The organism is Lewinella sp. JB7 (assembly GCF_024297185.1).
Taxonomy (GTDB): Bacteria; Bacteroidota; Bacteroidia; order Chitinophagales; family Saprospiraceae; genus Neolewinella.
In genome coordinates, this window is record NZ_JANCTD010000005.1 from 134,532 (window position 1) to 150,311 (window position 15,780).

Below are 15,780 nucleotides of genomic sequence, written 5' to 3' on the forward strand. Positions count from 1 at the left end.
ATGCCGATACCCCCTATCCTACGGAAGTGCGGCCGGGGAAGGAAGCTGACGCTGTAGTGAAGGAGAGCAGGCGCTCGTACACGAGATCCACCGGCAGTCCCATGATCGTCGGGTAGGTTCCTTCGATCCGTCGAATCTTGGCCAGCCCGATCCATTCCTGAATGGCGTAGGCTCCCGCCTTATCGTAGGGCCGGTAGCGATCCACGTACGCCTCCGCTTCCGCCGGACTAATGTCGTTCATGTACACATAGGCCGTGGATGCAAAAACGTCCTCGTGCCGGTTTGACTTGAGGCAGCAACCGGTCACGACCGTATGTCGGCGACCCGAAAGACGGGCGATGGTGGACAGGGCGTGATCCCGGTCGCGGGGCTTTCCGAAAATCTCCTCGTCCAGGATGACGACGCTGTCGGCAGTCAGGAGCACTTCCCGATCGCCCGTCAGCAGGTGAGCGGCCGCCCGGGCTTTGAGGCGGGCTAGATAAGGGGCAACTTCCAGTACCGGAGTTTCGGGGGGGTATACTTCGTCCACTTCCACCGTACGGATCGTGAATGGAATGCCGGCCTGCTCGAGTAGGTAACTGCGACGGGGCGATTTACTGGCCAGAATGAGGGAGAGATCGGGGGGCAGTAGCATGTTTAGTTGTTGTTGCCGAACAATTGGCGTTCCACGTCTTCGCACAGGATGTGGCCCAGGAGCATGTGGCCTTCCTGGATGCGGGGAGTATCCTCACTCGGTATGTTAAGGAGAATGTCGACGAGCGGCCCCAACTCCCCCCCGGCGGCACCGGTGAGGGCGATCAGCGTACAACCGGCTTTCTTACCCGCCACGGCCGCGGCGAGGATGTTGCGACTGTTGCCACTGGTACTCAGCAGAAAGAGGACGTCACCGGAACGGCCCATAGCGGTCGTGAGCCGGGAAAAGGCGTGGTCGTACCCGTAATCGTTGGCCACCGCCGTCAGAAAACTGGTATTGACGTGCATGGCCTCCGCGAAAAGCGGGGGACGGTCGAGATAAAAGCGGCCGCTGAGCTCGGCGGCCAGGTGCTGAGCGTCGGCGGCGGAACCACCGTTTCCGCAGAACAACACCTTTCCTCCGGACCGGAAGGTATGTACGCAGGCATCGGTCGCTCGCTGTAAGCGTTCGAGCAGTGCGGTGTCTTCCAGGATGCGTTGCTTGACGGCGATAGCCGCCCGGATTCTTTGGTGGGGCATAATCGCGCAAAGCTACGGTGGCCCGTCGACACCGCCCCGCAACTAAAAACGGGCCGACACCCAGAGGATGCCGGCCCGTTCGGATCGGAATTATTGATGACCGATTACATACGGACGAAGGGTTGGATCGTCTGTTGATTGCCCTCGAGCACGCGCAGTCGGTACATGCCGCTGGGCAGATCGCTCACGTTGATGTTCGTGCGTAGTTGATCTCCCGCTTTGTCGAGGTTGAAGGCGCGGATCTGGCGACCGGCGGCATCGATGACGATGAGATCCACCCGGCCCTCGTAGCCGCTGGTCAACTCGACGGTGAGGTCGTTGACGGCGGGGTTGGGGTAGAGGCTCAGCGTAGTTTCCTCCACGGCGGTCGTTTCCTCCACGGGAGCCGAAGCCGGCGTGGTGCTCATGGTCGAGAACATGATGGTCGAAGAAGAATTCGCGCTGCAGTTGGTGGCACTGCTTCCCTTACCGGAGGGCAGATTAGAAGACTGAGACAGCAGCAGCTTATCGAGTACGGTACCCGCTTCGCGGTTGGCCACCGTGATGGTATGAGTGCCGGGGTTGAGCTTAAAGGACACCTGCTGGGTGTCGTCATTCACCCGGCGCCACTCCAGACCATTGGTCCGCAGGCTGGAGCCGTTACTTTCCTTCCAAAACTTCAGCCACTTGCCGTGGGTGTCCATGCGGACCCAGAAGGAATTTTGGCTGTCGTTCGCGGCATCCATGCGGAGGAAGAGGTAGTAGGTTCCTTCCTCCTTGATCTCTACGTTGTAGTGGATCAGTTCCTCGCGAACGTTAGGATCGGGTTCGGAATAGTGATCCGCGCCGGTGAAGGAGGCGTAGGTACCTGCGGAGGCATCCGAATCGCCGAAGGTATTCCACTTACCACCGAGCGCGCCACACTCCGCTTCCATCCAGAAGTCGGAGGCGGTGGTAGATTCGGTAGGCGTATTGCTCGTACCACAGTTGGTGGCGGCATCGCCGTTGCCACTGGGTGTCCGGCTGCCGGAGGTGATGAACAGCTTGTCCAGACGGGTGCCGTCTTCCCGGTACGCGAAGTCGATGGTGTTGTTGCCGGAGCGGAGTTGCAGGCTCTGGGGCATTTTGTTCCACTGGAAGCCCTTACCCTGAGTCATGCCGCTGCTCCAACGGTACCAGGAGCCGCCGTTGACACGAACCCAGTAGGAATCGTCCAGGTTAGAGGGGGCATCGATACGGGCGAACAATTTGTAACTACCCGCGGCACTTGCGTTCACTTCGAAGCGGACGCGGTTGTCGGCCACGTCGGAAGGGGCGGAAGTATAGGCATTTCCGCTGCGCACTACGACGTAGCTGCCGTTGGTTGCGGACGTAGACGATTGTACACTCCATTTCTTACCCACCTGCGCGCACTCCGCTTCGAGCCAGAATTCGTTGCCGTTTGGCGTCGTGGTTTCGGCGCTGAGCTGCACGGCGATCACGTCGGTATCGGTGGCTCCGTCGTTATCGGTCACCGTAAGGGAAACGCTGTAGTTTCCGGGAACGAGCGTCACCTGGGGGCGACTGCCGCTGGCCGTACCGCCGTTCCACTTCCAGGCGTACGACGTAATGCTGCCGTCGGCGTCGCTCGAACCGCTACCGTCTAACGTTACGGTTTGGGTGCCTACTCCAAAGTCGGGGGTAGCTTTGGCCAGGGCGGTGGGAGCTTCGTTGGTCGTACAGTTCGTAGCCGCGTCACCCGTTCCGCTTGGTTGGGAGGAGGAGGTAGTAATCTTAATCTTGTCGAGGCGGGCATCGGTTTCCCGGAAGGCGAAGTCGATGGTGTTGTTTCCATCACGCAGGTTCAGGACCTGTTGCATCTTGTTCCACTTATAGCCGGCGTCGATCTGGATGCCGCTGTTCCACTGGTACCAGGATCCTCCGTTTGCCCGTACCCAGTAGGAATCGCTGGTGTTATTGGGCGCATCCACGCGAGCGAATACGTGGTAGGCACCGGCTTCGACATTACTCAGGACGAAACGGACGCGGTTCTCGGCCGCGTCGGCCGGGGCACCGGATGTAGAAGATTTCTTGGGGGCGAGGTACGCACCTCCCGACGCGTTACCGTTGCGCTCGAGCGACCACTGCTTGCCGTATTCCGCGCACTCCGCTTCCAACCAGTAAGACTTGGACGCCGCGAAGGCGTTCACGCTGATCTTCACGTAATCGGTAGATTTCGCTCCGGTATCGTCCGTGACGGTCAGGGTAACCTGGTGGGTGCCCTGGGGGAAATCCACGACGGGGCGGGCGCCGGAGGCTGCTCCGCCGTCCCAGTTCCAGGTGTAATCGATAATGCTACCGTCGGTGTCGGAGGACGACTTTCCGTCAAGACTGACGGTGAGGGGAGCGCTGCCGCTCGTGCGATCGGCGGATATCCGACCGACGGGGATGACGTTGTTTCTGCTGCTGACGCTACAACCGGGAATAGCGGGTAGTACCTCTACGATGCTGCGACGCGTGCAACCGCCGTCATCCGTAGTAAGCTCGTACAGGCCGGCCCGGGATACCAGGGGCTCGGCTTCGGTGGAAGTGAATCCCCCGGGTCCGCTCCACTGATAAGTGTCGGTCGAGGTGTAACCGCGCAAACGCACGGTTCCGTTGCCACAACCGAGGAGCTTAGCCAGCCGGTCGGTATTAGCGTCCACGGTACAGCTGAATCCGCTGTCGTCGACGGCCAGATAAAAGCTTGAACTGCTGGCGGAGTTTTGGTTATCGCGGGCCGTCACCTTTATCTGGTAGGTCCGTCCTACTGCCGAAGAGGGTGCCGCGAGAGTGAACGTCGCGGTACTGCCGTCAAAATCGATCCAGCCGGGAAGGCTCGATCCATTGCTGAGGGTGGCGGTGTAGGTGAGCCCAGTGCCTTCGAAGGCGCCATTGACGACGTAAACTTCCGTGGCGTTAGCCTGGGTCGTGTAGGCCTGAATGGCTCTGGCCGTGGGTGCGAATGCTTCGGAGGTCGTGGAAAACCGTGGCGTGGCGTGCAATTCCAGGCCCGGAAAACCGGCGAGCGCGAGCAAAAGGAATAAAATTCCGGTCGAGCGTATAGGTCTGACCCGTACGTCTGTGAGCGTATTGCTAAATATCATCCTCTAAATTCCTTTGTTGGTTTTTCCAGTAGTAAAAAAGCGTCACGAAAACATTCGTGCTACATGGTTCAGATCACCGTCCGTTGGTTGGTTTGACGGTTTTCTGAGATATTGAGTTGATGGGTGCAAGGGCGGGAAGGCCGGCAGGCGGTCGTCCAACCCATGTGTTGACTGACCGGAGTCCGCGACGTAGCTCGGCAACGACCGTACCGAGAATATCGCCGGCGGGGCGGTCAATCGATGTAGTGAAAGTTTGGCTGAGATTCCACATAATCCTACCGATTCGCATCTTCGACTCCGACGCACGGAAGACCACCCTGGGGGGCGGATTCCGGAGTAAGAGTGGTGCAACGAATGCTCGTCGGCGGGGAAAGACGGACGGAACGGTCCGTAATGCGGCGTCTGCTGCGGGGGCTTTCTTGGGAGGTTTTACACGTCATATTATTACGGCTCGTTAGACAAGGTGAGTAAAAATGACCACGGGGCGTATCCAACGGAATTGGCTGTTGGCTGGATACGATGAACCTGCGGCCCCGCCCCGAAGGGCAAAAGCAATTGTCTCGTGTCGTAAAATGTGTTTGGAAAGCCGGGTCGGCGTGAGAGTACGCGGACGCTAGGAATGCACAAAATTAGGAAAGATTCGGAAAAATCAAAATTTACGGGAAGCAGTGTTCAGTAAGGGCAGGTGGTGCACGGTGTGCACGTTGTGATTTTTCTACCCGACAAAGGTGGGCGGCGGCGGCGGCGGGAGGGCAATAAATGTTCAGTAAATCCTTGTATCTACCGGCATTTGGCCTCTTCAAATGGGGCGGGGAGGGGCACGCAAAAAAGCGGGGCCGCATCCTGATGGAGCGGCCCCGAAATAAATACGTTAAAGTTTGATGAAGGGTAAAATTGTTCGTCGCTCGCCCTCCAGCAGCAACAATCGGTAGATGCCGGACGGGAGATCGACGATACGGATCTCCGATTGTAAAGAGCGGTCATCCTTGCTGAGGTATTGTTCACTCAGCCGTCGTCCGTGAACGTCGGTGACCCACACCGTTACCCGGCCCCGGTACTCGCTTTCCAGCGACAGCGTCAGTTCGTCCGTAGCGGGATTCGGGAACAGACTTACCTGCGGGCTTGGCGTCACGGTGGCGGCGGCGGTAAAGGCACCGGCGGAACTGCTGCAGTTGCTGGCCGTAGCACCCATACCCGTCGGCGCGGTTCCGTTCTTCGAGAGGTACAACTTATCCAACTTCGTGCCGTCCTCGCGGTAGGCAAAGTCGATGGTGTTGGTCCCCGCAATCAGGGTAGGTAGGCTTCCCGTCATTTTGTTCCAGGCGAACCCTACGCCCTGCTGGAAACCACTGTTCCACTTGTACCAACCACCGTTGTTGATCCGTACCCAGAAGGAATCATCGTAGCCGTCAGCGGCGTTGACCCGCGCGAACAGGTGATAGCTACCCGCTTCGGCCTGGACGGTGAAACGAATGCGGTTCTCGGCGGCATCGTTCGGCGGCGTATTCGTCGAATTTCCGTTCGGGAATACCACAAACTTGCCGTTCGAGGCGGCCGCATCGTTGGTCGTTACCCAGTTGCTGCCGACGATCGCGCATTCTGCCTCCAGCCAGAAGGTAGTGGCCAGGTCACCCGGTGGCGGCGGTGGTGGTGGCGGCGGCGGCGTACTGCCACAGTTGGTAGCCGTAGCCCCCAGTCCCGTTGGTGCGGTGCCGCTCTTTGACAGGTACAGCTTGTCGAACTTGGTGCCGTCTTCGCGGTAGGCAAAGTCGATGGTATTAGCGCCGGCGAGGAGCGTGGGCAAACTACCCGTCATCTTATTCCAGGCGAAGCCTACACCTTGCTGGAAGCCGCTGTTCCACTTATACCAGCTGCCGCTATTGACGCGTACCCAGAAGGAGTCGTCGCCCCCGTTGGCCGCGTCTACCCGGGCGAAGAGGTGGTAATCACCGGCTTCGGCCTGAACGGTAAAGCGAATGCGGTTAGCGGGTACGTCGGAGGGGGGAAGTCCGGTCGAATTTCCGTTCGGGAACACGACGTACTTACCTCCCGAGGCGGCGGTGCTGGTAGCTACGAGCCAGTTGCTGCCCACGGTGGCGCACTCCGCTTCCAGCCAGAAGGTGGATGCTACGTCACCCGGCGGTGGTGGCGGCGGAGGTGGGGGCGGGGGCGGCGAGTCACTACAGTTCGTGGCGGTATTGCCCATTCCCGATGGGGAAGAACTGCTCTTGGAGAGGTACAGTTTGTCAAATTTCGTACCGTCCTCACGGTAAGCGAAGTCGACGGTATTCGGGCCCGCTACCAGGGTCGGCAGGCTGCCGGTCATTTTGTTCCAGGCAAATCCCACGCCCTGCTGGAAGCCACTGTTCCACTGGTACCAGCTGCCGTTGTTGACCCTGACCCAGAAAGAATCGTCGTAGCCGCTCGGTGCATCCACCCGGGCGAAAAGATGGTAAGTGCCCGCCTCGGCTTCTATGCTGAACCGGATACGGTTGGCGGGTACGTCACCGGGTGGGCTCGAGGTCGAATTGCCGCTCGGGAACACGACGTACTTACCCCCCGAGGCGGCGGCGTCGTTCACCGTAGTCCAGTTGGCGCCGACCGTAGCACACTCCGCTTCCAGCCAGAACGTGTTGGGATAGTTACCCGGCGGGGGTGGGGGCGGGGGCGGTGGCGCCGACCCCGCCTGTATATTGACGATATCGGTATCGGTGGCCCCCTTAGTATCGGTGACCGTCAGCGTGACGGAGTAGCTGCCGGCCGCGAATACGACCGTCGGTTTGGGACCGGACGCCGAACCGCCGCTCCACGTCCAGGCGTACTGCACGATCCCGCCGTCAAAGTCGGTCGACGCGGAGCCGTCGAGGGTGACCGATAGAGGAGCGGTACCGGACGTGGGCGATGCCGTAGCGACCGCGATGGGAGGCTCATTGGTGGGCACGCCCCCTCCGCCCGAGGTGACAGTCAGTTTAAAGCTGGAGTTGGCGGTAAGTCCGTTCCCGTCCGTCACTTTCACCTGAATGGTGTATACGTTTCCGACGGCGGTTGACGGCGGGTTGAAACTAAAGGTACCCGAACGCAGTCCCAGTTGCATCCAGGCCGGAAGGGCAGCCCCGCCGGATAGGGCGGCGGTGTAGTTCAGTACGTTTCCCGCGTACCCCCGCTTGAAGGAGGCCGTCACGTTGTAGGATGTAGTCTGGTTGGCCGGAGCGGAATGATCCGCGATCGGGGTAGCCGACGGAACGCCTACGGGCCGCACGTTGATGATGTAGGAAGTGTTGTCCTGCCAGTCACAGTTGGCCGTACCCACTCCGCAACCATCCCCTACGTAATCCTGGTTCAGGATGTAAGCATTCGGGATCGTCTTTCCGTCACGGTCCAGGGCACGGTACACCCGCAGGCCGAGAATCTCATCGCGGCGCGCGCCGGTGGTGGTCCCCCCGAGCGTACTGTAGCCGGCAATCATGATCTGAAAGGGTACGTTGATGGCCGCGACCTGCTTACCGGCAATCACGTTTGATACGTCGGTGGCTTTAGGCAGCAGGGTCTGGTGATACTTATCCCCGTGGTTGTACTTCATCTCACCGACGACGTGGAAACTGGCATCCCGCAGTTCCGTAGGCGCGCCGCCGGGACCGTGGAGTGCCGACAGCTGGATCATACGGATAGGTTTATTCGGATCCGCCTGGACGAAAAACTTGCTCAGAATCATGTCGCCCTCGAGCCCGCTGTTCACGGCGGCATCCGACGGATACTCGGAGCTCGGCCGGTCGACTACTTCGCCGGTTGCGTCCCGACCCATAAGTGTCGTGAAGCCGAAGGCATTGAAGACCTGCTGGGCGCTGATCTCCCCGCTTCCCTCCGGGATGTACACGTAGCCCCCTCGCAAGGTCACGTTCGCCGTGGCACCATTGTCCGCGTTGGAGTTGATCACCAGTTTTTCCGTCACTAGTACCTTCGCCTGCCCGTCGTTGCGGATGAAAGTGACCGTTGCGTCCACGAACTGGCCCGGATTGACCGTTAGGCCGCCCGGGGGAATAGAAAGCCCGGATATCACGAAGTGCTTGGTGCTGGTAGTCGTCAGCTGGTTGATGACCAGCGGTGCGGTTCCCGAGTTGTGGATGCGTACTACGTTCTTGTCGTGCACGAGCAGGTCCTGCCCCTTACCGTTCTTCGTGATCTGGCTACGGTAAAAGGTGAAGTAGTCATCGGCCGGGAATCCCTGGTTGGTACCCGGAGCCTTTGTCATATTCTCAAATCGAATTTTCGCACCGGTCGGGGTCGCATCGGGCAGGCGATCGATGTGGATGAAGAGGATCTTCGAGTTGCCGATGCCCTGCGCACCGTTGTCGTCGATCGTAAGTTTTCCGTCCAGCACCTCAACCGTAGCGGTGCCGTGCCGCCGGTAGCTGGATAGGGAGTACGGAGCAAAGTCTTCGATCACGGTCACGCGTTCGGCGCGTATCGTGTGCCGACTATTCAGGGAGTCCTTATCGCCCGCCGCGATCTCTACGCGGTAGATACCATTGGGGACGGCTATTTCCCAGTCGCGGGTCACGGTCGTATGTCCCTTAAGGCGGTCGAAATGGTTGAACGACCACCGCAGTTTGTCATCAGTACCACTGCCCTCGGTGACGCCCCGACTGGCCCCCCGCGCCCCGGCCGTATTGTCGGTCGGCAACTTGCTGAAGGGGTCGATCCACCCGTACGTCAGTCCACCCCCCCGGGCGCCGTAGGGGGCGCCGGTATCGGCCCGGTAGCCGCTGGGGGGAGTAAAGGAGGCATCCTGAAAATTGATGCGCGCGGAGAAGTCCGCCTGGTTGGCGGTCGGTTTGTGGGGGGCTACGTTGCTCAGTACGAAAACGTAGTCCTGATAATCCCCGTTCGTATCGTCTTCAAAGCAGATGAGGTAACTGCCGTCCACGGAACGGCCCTGGCGATCGCGCAGGGGATAGACCCGGCTGCGGTGGACCTGACCCGCGTTGAGATCATCCTGGGTGTAGCTGCTGCGACCGAAGTAAGCCGAGTGCAGATACACGCCAAATCCCTGTGCGCCGGTGGCCAGGGTGAGGCTGCCACTAGCCAATTTCGGGTACAGAGTCTGGGCCTCGTCTCCGGTACCGGAGAGTACTCCCGATTGGTGGGTCGTCACGGTGCCTCCGCTGCGTACGTAATAGCCGAAGGGCAGCGCCTCGGCGGGGGAGTAGCGGGCTACCGGCGTAAGCGTGACCGGCCCGTTCCCGTTGGCCTCGAAGAGTTTGACGTTCACTTCATCACCCCGTAGATTGGGATCCGTGGTTCCGGACAGACTACTCCAGCCTACGTTGACGTCAATGCCCAGCACGTTGGCGATCGTCTGTAGGGGAGGCTCGCTGGTACCGCCGCTTCCGGTGGCTTTCAATGCGTGTAAGCCGACGCGGAAGGGCGCCCCCTGATTCCCGTCGCTCTGAAAGACGAGTTCCGCCGGTTGGTACCCCAGGGCATTCTGGTCGCGGGTGGGCATGTACGTGATCGTGTATTCCTGCGCGGACGCGGGAGCCAACGTTATATTGGAAGGTCCGATGATGCCAAACTGACTGGCATAGGGTCCCGAGATCGAGCGGCTGGTAATGTGCAGATCCGTTTCCCCCGTATTCGTGATGTCGATCGTTTTGCTATCGCTGCGCGAACTGGCCGAGAATACGGCGGCTTCCAGAATCAGTTCTTCGGGGGTCGCCGCAATGACCGGCACCGGAATGGACGGATCGGCGACCCGCATGAGCAGGATCTTCTGTTTGCCACCCCCGTCCCGGTCGTACTGAGCAACGTAAAGATTGCCGGTCTTCGGATCCTCCACCAGGTCCAGCGGATCGTCGAGACTCTGTAAACCCGGAATGTCCTCGAAGGCCTGCAGTACGTCGCCGCTGTTGTTGCCGGGTTGTAGTACGATGATGTCGTCCTGTCCGCTGAAGCGAGCCACCAGCAGCATGCCGCGTAGTTTGCCCCCAAAGGCATTGGACTTGTACTCGATAGCGCCGTTGGGCGATTTGTTTTTCGAAAAATCGTAAGCGACCTCCAGATAGTTGAGGTCCGGGCCCAGGGTGGTCGGATATTTGGTGACATCCCGGTAGGTGCTCTCCAGCTGACCGGGCAGACCGCTGTACTCCAGGCCCCCGTGGTTGAGCACGAACTCACCGCGGTACGGATTCGGATGGCCGTGGTAACTGCCCCCGCGGGTTTTGAACAGCCAGTCCTTCTGTGTTTCGCCCCCCTGTATGGCGGGTACCGTGGCATCGGTGAAGTAGGTGCCGTTCGGGCGACGCACGCCTAAGCCGCTGGTGTCCTGTAGTACGTAGGCGCCGGACGCCGGAGCGTTGGGCGAGGACGTATTGTTCCCCGCCGTTCCGTTGGTGGGGATGTACGTCCACCCGTTACTGTGGAATACCATATCGTAGGCATTGCGGACACCGGTGGCGTAAATGGTAAGGGGCGCGTTGTTGGAGTACGGGTTGTACGTTCCGTCGCTCATAACCATCCCGGAGGGCGGGGCGGCGTTGATGACCGATATGTCCGAGGTAGTAAATACGCTCAGAGGAAGCGTGGCCGGAAGCTTATTCCGGCGCAGCCGGAGTACGGCGGCGGACAGGAGACTTTCCTTTCGCATACCCCAGGCGGGATCGGGCTCGCCACCCGCGGAGTTACTCCCCTGGAGGAAATACAAATCGCCTGCGGGACCGAAGACCACGCTGTTCGTGAGGTGATCCTTGCGGGAGCGGGGCAGATGAATGAGTACATCTTGCACATTTTGTAGTTGCGGTCCGCTCAGCTTCGTAAGCTTTCCGTCCCATTCCGGCCCGTCGGTAAGCGTCATCGCGCTATGGGTCACGTAAGCGATCAGGTTGCTGGCGGTAGATTCCGGCGCGAAGGCCAGTCCGATAATGAAGCGATCATCGGAAGCCGGAGTGCCGGTGACCGGGTGATTGCTACCCCGTAGGTCTATCCTCAGCTCTTCCATACCGGTCAGGGTTCCGTCGGGTAGGATAGTCCACCGTTTGATGGATTCCCCGAGGGTGGAGGCGTACAGTTTGCCGTCCGGACCGATGACGAGGCTGGTGAAACGACCCGCGGTACCGGCACCGAGTTGCGTTCCACTTATTTGGGTAAAGCTTACCCCATCCAGGTTTGCCGGAGGATTGGTATCCTCTCCCGCGGTCGTCGTGAACTGAGAAGTAAAGGTGCGGAAGTTGATGCGGTCGTTGACGTTACCCGTACGGTTAGCCATTACCCCCTCCAGGTGAAAGACGTAAGTTGTGGCACGTTTGAGGGCGGAGGAAGCCGTGAGGGTGATGGCGTCACCACCCCCCGTGTCGTTGGAATTAGAGGCGACTTCCACCAGGCCGATATCCGTCTGCTCGAACAGGCGCACTCGACCGGAGATGCTGTTCTTGTCGAGTTCATACCCCGGCGGAGTGTTCACGGCTACCGTGATCTGGAAGGCATTAGTAGAAACCTCCGTGGCTCCGTTAGCGGGCACTACGTCGGAGAAGAAGGCTACGGGCTCCGGAGCGGCCGGAGCGATTACTACGCTGGAAATCTTTGCGTTATACCCACCGATGGCGTCCAGCGTAAGCCGGCCGTCGGTTACATCCACGACGCCACTACGGGTAAATTGATTGATCGCGCCGTACACCGTAGGTTGGTAGACGATGTTAAAGCCCTCCACGTTTACTACATGGGTGGTGCCCGGGCGGGACTCTCCTTCGCTATCGCCCGCTACTACCGTTACACGGTACGAACCGTTGGGCAGGGTGATTTCCCAGGCCCCCTCATCGGTGGGTCCGCGGTTACCGCCGGTATCCCCGTATTGCATGTGCATCAGGGTTTCGCTGAGAATGTCGACGTCGGGCGTTGGCGCACGATTTCGTCCGTTGCCTACAAGGCTGAGCGGGGTGGCCGTGCCGGGTACGACCCAGCCGTATTCGTGCACCCCGCGACTGCCGAACGGCTCCCCGAAGTCGCGGAGATACGGCACCGGAGCTACCGTCAGATCATCGGAGAAATTGATGTGAATGGTGTCGCCGGGAGCCTGATGGTAGCTGTCAGCAAGCACCGAAGTGGTGGTAAGTAGCAACGTGCCCAGAAGCACGATGGCTGCGCGTAGAAAATTGTTCATCTGTGTTGTTATAGTGTCTTGTGTACAAAGCGCCCGAAGGGGCAGGCCCATCCTGAGGCGTCCTGAAGACATTCGAAGTCCGGGCATTGCTAGGCAACACAGGGAGGAAATAGAATGAAATAGGCTTTTACCTCTTAAAAAGACCGAAAATCAACGCGGGGTCCCGGACGAAAACTAACGCGGTGGGGTAGCCGGGGCCAAACTTACCGTAACATAGTGAATATTAATCACGGAATGGGGCTGTAAAACTGGTATAATAGTTAGTTAGACGACACTTCGACCTGCGGTCAACAAAAATGCCCATAACTAACTATTGATACCCGGGGCAGGTCTAATAGCAATATATACCAATACGGCATTTAATACCAAACAGATCGCGGATGTTACCCGAGGCAGGCGTTTAAATGCAAAAAAATCGGGGCAGCGCCAACGGCGCCGCCCCGATACCGGAAGTCAATTGACGTGGATGAACCGTTTAGCGCTTCACGAAGGGCCGCACCAGCTGTTCGTCTCCGGCTAGGGCACGGATGTGGTAGAGTCCGACGGCAAGATCGCTTACATCCAGTTCCGTACTCCAGCGATCGTCCTGTTTCTCGTACGTCAACTCGCTGATCCGACGACCGGTCATGTCCGTCAGGATGACCAGTACGCGGCCCGTATAGGTGCCGGTGAGTTGCAAGGTAACCCGGTCGACCGCGGGGTTAGGGAACAAACTTACCTCCGTAGGTACCGTCAGAGTGCTGTGACCGACCGGACGGGCGGACGCTACGGATTGCCCGCTTAACGCTGAGGTACAGTTCGAGGCCGCATTTCCCATACCGGTGGGCAGTTCCCTGCTACGCGAGAGGTAGAGTTTATCAAGGCGGGTTCCCGGTTCGCGATTGGCTACGCGAATCACGTGAGTGCCAGCGGAGAGATTAAAGGAGATGTCGTTGCCGTCGTCGTTCACCTTGCGCCATTCGAACCCGGAGGTCAGCAGCTGAGCTCCGCCGATCTCTTCCCAGAACTTGACCCAGTTCCCGTTATCAATTCGCACCCAGAGGGAGTTTCTGCCCGGGTCGGGAGCGTTGATTCGGGTAAATAGGTGGTACGTGCCACTCTGGCTGAGATTCACGGTATAGGTCACCTGTTGGCTGGGCTCGTTCGAGGTGGGTTTGTCGATCCGGCGGTCTCCCCCAAAGACGACGTAGTTGCTCCTCGAGGCCGAACTGGACGATACCGACTGCCATCCGCTCCCCAGGCTGCCGCACTCCGCTTCGAGCCAGAAGGTGGTTGCATCGTCTACCGCACCGCAATTGGCAGCGGCGGAGCCCATGCCCGTCGGGGTATCGCTGCCGCTGGTTAGGTATACCTTGTCCAAACGAGTACCGTCCTCCCGGAAGGCGAAGTCGATCGTGTTGGTACCTTCCTTCAGGGAGAGCGCATTGCCGGGCAGCTTGTTCCAGACGAAGCCGACGCCCTGCTCCATGCCGCCGAACCACTTGTACCAGGCACCGTTGTTGAGCCTTACCCAGAAGGAGTCGTCGTTGCCGGTGCGCGCGTCGATGCGGGCGAACAAGCGGTAGCTGCCCGCCCGGGCATCCGTAATCACGAACCGCACCCGATTAGCGGCCTCGTCGGCCGGAGGGGTACTGAAGGAGTTTCCACTCTTTACGACCACGTAGCTTCCGTTGGAGGCGGAACCGGATGATTCTTTGGTCCAGCGCGATCCTACCTGCGCGCACTCCGCTTCCAACCAGTAGGAGTCAGTCTCCGTAGTAGGGGGCGGCGGGGGCGGGACCGGGGTGCCGTTGATGGTAAGCGACAGGGTGGAGGTCGTCCGCAGGTTGTTGTAGTCCGTAGCCGTTACGTCGATACGGTATCCCTGACCGGCGGCCGATTCCGGGGCCTTTACCGTGATGGTACCCGTGGACCGGTCGATGGAGATCCAGGAGGGGAGCGCGCCCCCGCCCTGTAGACGGGCGCCGTACGTCAGTTTGTTTCCGGGATATCCCCGATCGAAGAAATCGGCTAAGGGATAAACCTTGGTTTCTCCGGGAGCTACCGTGAGCGAGGAGATGGATTTGGACGTAGGTACGGCGAGCGGACGGGCGTTAATGATGTACGACACATTGTCGTTCCAGTCGCAGTTGTTGGTTCCGGCACCACAACCCTGACCGATATAATCCTGGATGATGATGTACTCGTTGGGAATGACGCGGCCGCTGCGATCTTTTGCTTTGTAGACGCGTACGGCCAGCAACTCGTCCTTACGGGTGTTTTCGTACGTGCCACCCGTGGTCCGGTGACCGGCAACCAGGATCTGGAAGGGTTGGCCGGTCTTGGCGGTAAAGTCGCCCGCCTGCTGGGTGCTCGTGTTGGTGAGTTTTGGCAGCAGGGTCTGGTGGTACTGCTCGCCGTGATTGTACTTCATTTCGGCGACGATCCGCGCACTGGCTTCGTCGCGCAGCTCGGTGGGTGCCCCGCCGGGTCCGTGAAAGGCCGACATCTGGATCGTCTGTACGGGCTTGTTTGGATTAGCCTGAGTAAACATGCCGGAAAGGATGAGGTCGCCCTCCTTACCCGAATTGACCGAAGAGGCGCTGGGGTAATTGGAACCCGGGCGCACCTGGAGGTTGCCGTTGTTGTCTACGCCCATCCGGGTACCGAAGCCGAAGGCCTCAAAAACCTGCTGAACGTTGATCTCGCTACCGCCTTCTACCCGCGCCATGTAAGCGCCCCGGAAGGTGGCCTTTACGCTGGAGGCGTTGTCGGCGTTGCTGCTCATGACCAGTGATTCGGTGATCAGCCGGCGGGTCTCTCCACCGGTGGTCAGGAACTCCACCTGTACGTCCCGGTATGCCTTAGGCGCAATCTGTAATCCACCGGAGGGAATGCTGACCCCGGTGATGCGGAAATTAGCGGTATTCGTGGTGGTTAGTTTGGTGATGACGAGCGTTCCGGTACCGTCGTTGTGGATACGCATCTTCGCGGTATTGGCGTACTTCATGGTTTGGCCCTTCGAGTTTTTCGTCACGTCGGACCGGTGAAAGGTGAAGTAATCTTCCGCCGGGAAGCCCCGGTTGCTGCCGGGCACCTTTGTCATGTTTTCGATGCGGGCGAGGGCGCCGCTCGCCGCCGGTGGCGGCGAAGTGGCGGCGGGGAGGATGGCTCCGTAGAGCATGATGACCAGTAAACCGAGCATCCCGTGCAAGGAAACGCCCGTCCACCGGTTGGCAAACGTAAAGGTTCTGTACATAAAAGCGTGTATTTGTGGGGATTAGCTAGAAAGTGGGCGTCAAGTTAGCTTTTTCCTAACAAGTAGGACACGTC

Annotated in this window: 5 protein-coding genes; all 5 read right to left on the bottom strand. The window is 59.5% G+C overall.

The genetic code is table 11. The features are described 5' to 3' along the window. Positions 1–13: 13 nt before the first annotated feature. Entirely contained in the window at positions 14–634 is a 621-nt protein-coding gene (locus NMA52_RS10715; protein WP_254827660.1) for a Maf family protein, read from the bottom strand. Between the two features lie 2 nt (positions 635–636). Next, positions 637–1,212 (bottom strand): SIS domain-containing protein, encoded by a 576-nt coding sequence (locus NMA52_RS10720; RefSeq protein ID WP_254827661.1) that lies wholly within the window; start codon positions 1,210–1,212, stop codon positions 637–639. 104 nt (positions 1,213–1,316) lie between these two features. After that, positions 1,317–4,247 carry a PKD domain-containing protein gene (locus NMA52_RS10725; RefSeq protein ID WP_254827662.1) on the bottom strand — a complete coding sequence of 977 codons (2,931 nt, stop codon included), beginning with the start codon at positions 4,245–4,247 and terminating at the stop codon, positions 1,317–1,319. Positions 4,248–5,187: 940 nt separating this feature from the next. Continuing rightward, a complete protein-coding gene (locus NMA52_RS10730; protein ID WP_254827663.1) occupies positions 5,188–12,468 on the bottom strand; it encodes a putative Ig domain-containing protein in 7,281 nt (2,426 codons plus the stop codon). A gap of 475 nt (positions 12,469–12,943) precedes the next feature. After that, positions 12,944–15,706, bottom strand: a complete 2,763-nt coding sequence (locus NMA52_RS10735; RefSeq protein WP_254827664.1) for a putative Ig domain-containing protein — start codon at positions 15,704–15,706, stop codon at positions 12,944–12,946. Between the last annotated feature and the right edge of the window lie 74 nt (positions 15,707–15,780).

Coding starts and splice junctions, on each gene's coding strand:
- NMA52_RS10720 (WP_254827661.1), bottom strand. CDS start 1,212: ATGCCCCACCAAAGAATCCGGGCGGCTATCGCCGTCAAGCAACGCATC.
- NMA52_RS10735 (WP_254827664.1), bottom strand. CDS start 15,706: ATGTACAGAACCTTTACGTTTGCCAACCGGTGGACGGGCGTTTCCTTG.
- NMA52_RS10715 (WP_254827660.1), bottom strand. CDS start 634: ATGCTACTGCCCCCCGATCTCTCCCTCATTCTGGCCAGTAAATCGCCC.
- NMA52_RS10730 (WP_254827663.1), bottom strand. CDS start 12,468: ATGAACAATTTTCTACGCGCAGCCATCGTGCTTCTGGGCACGTTGCTA.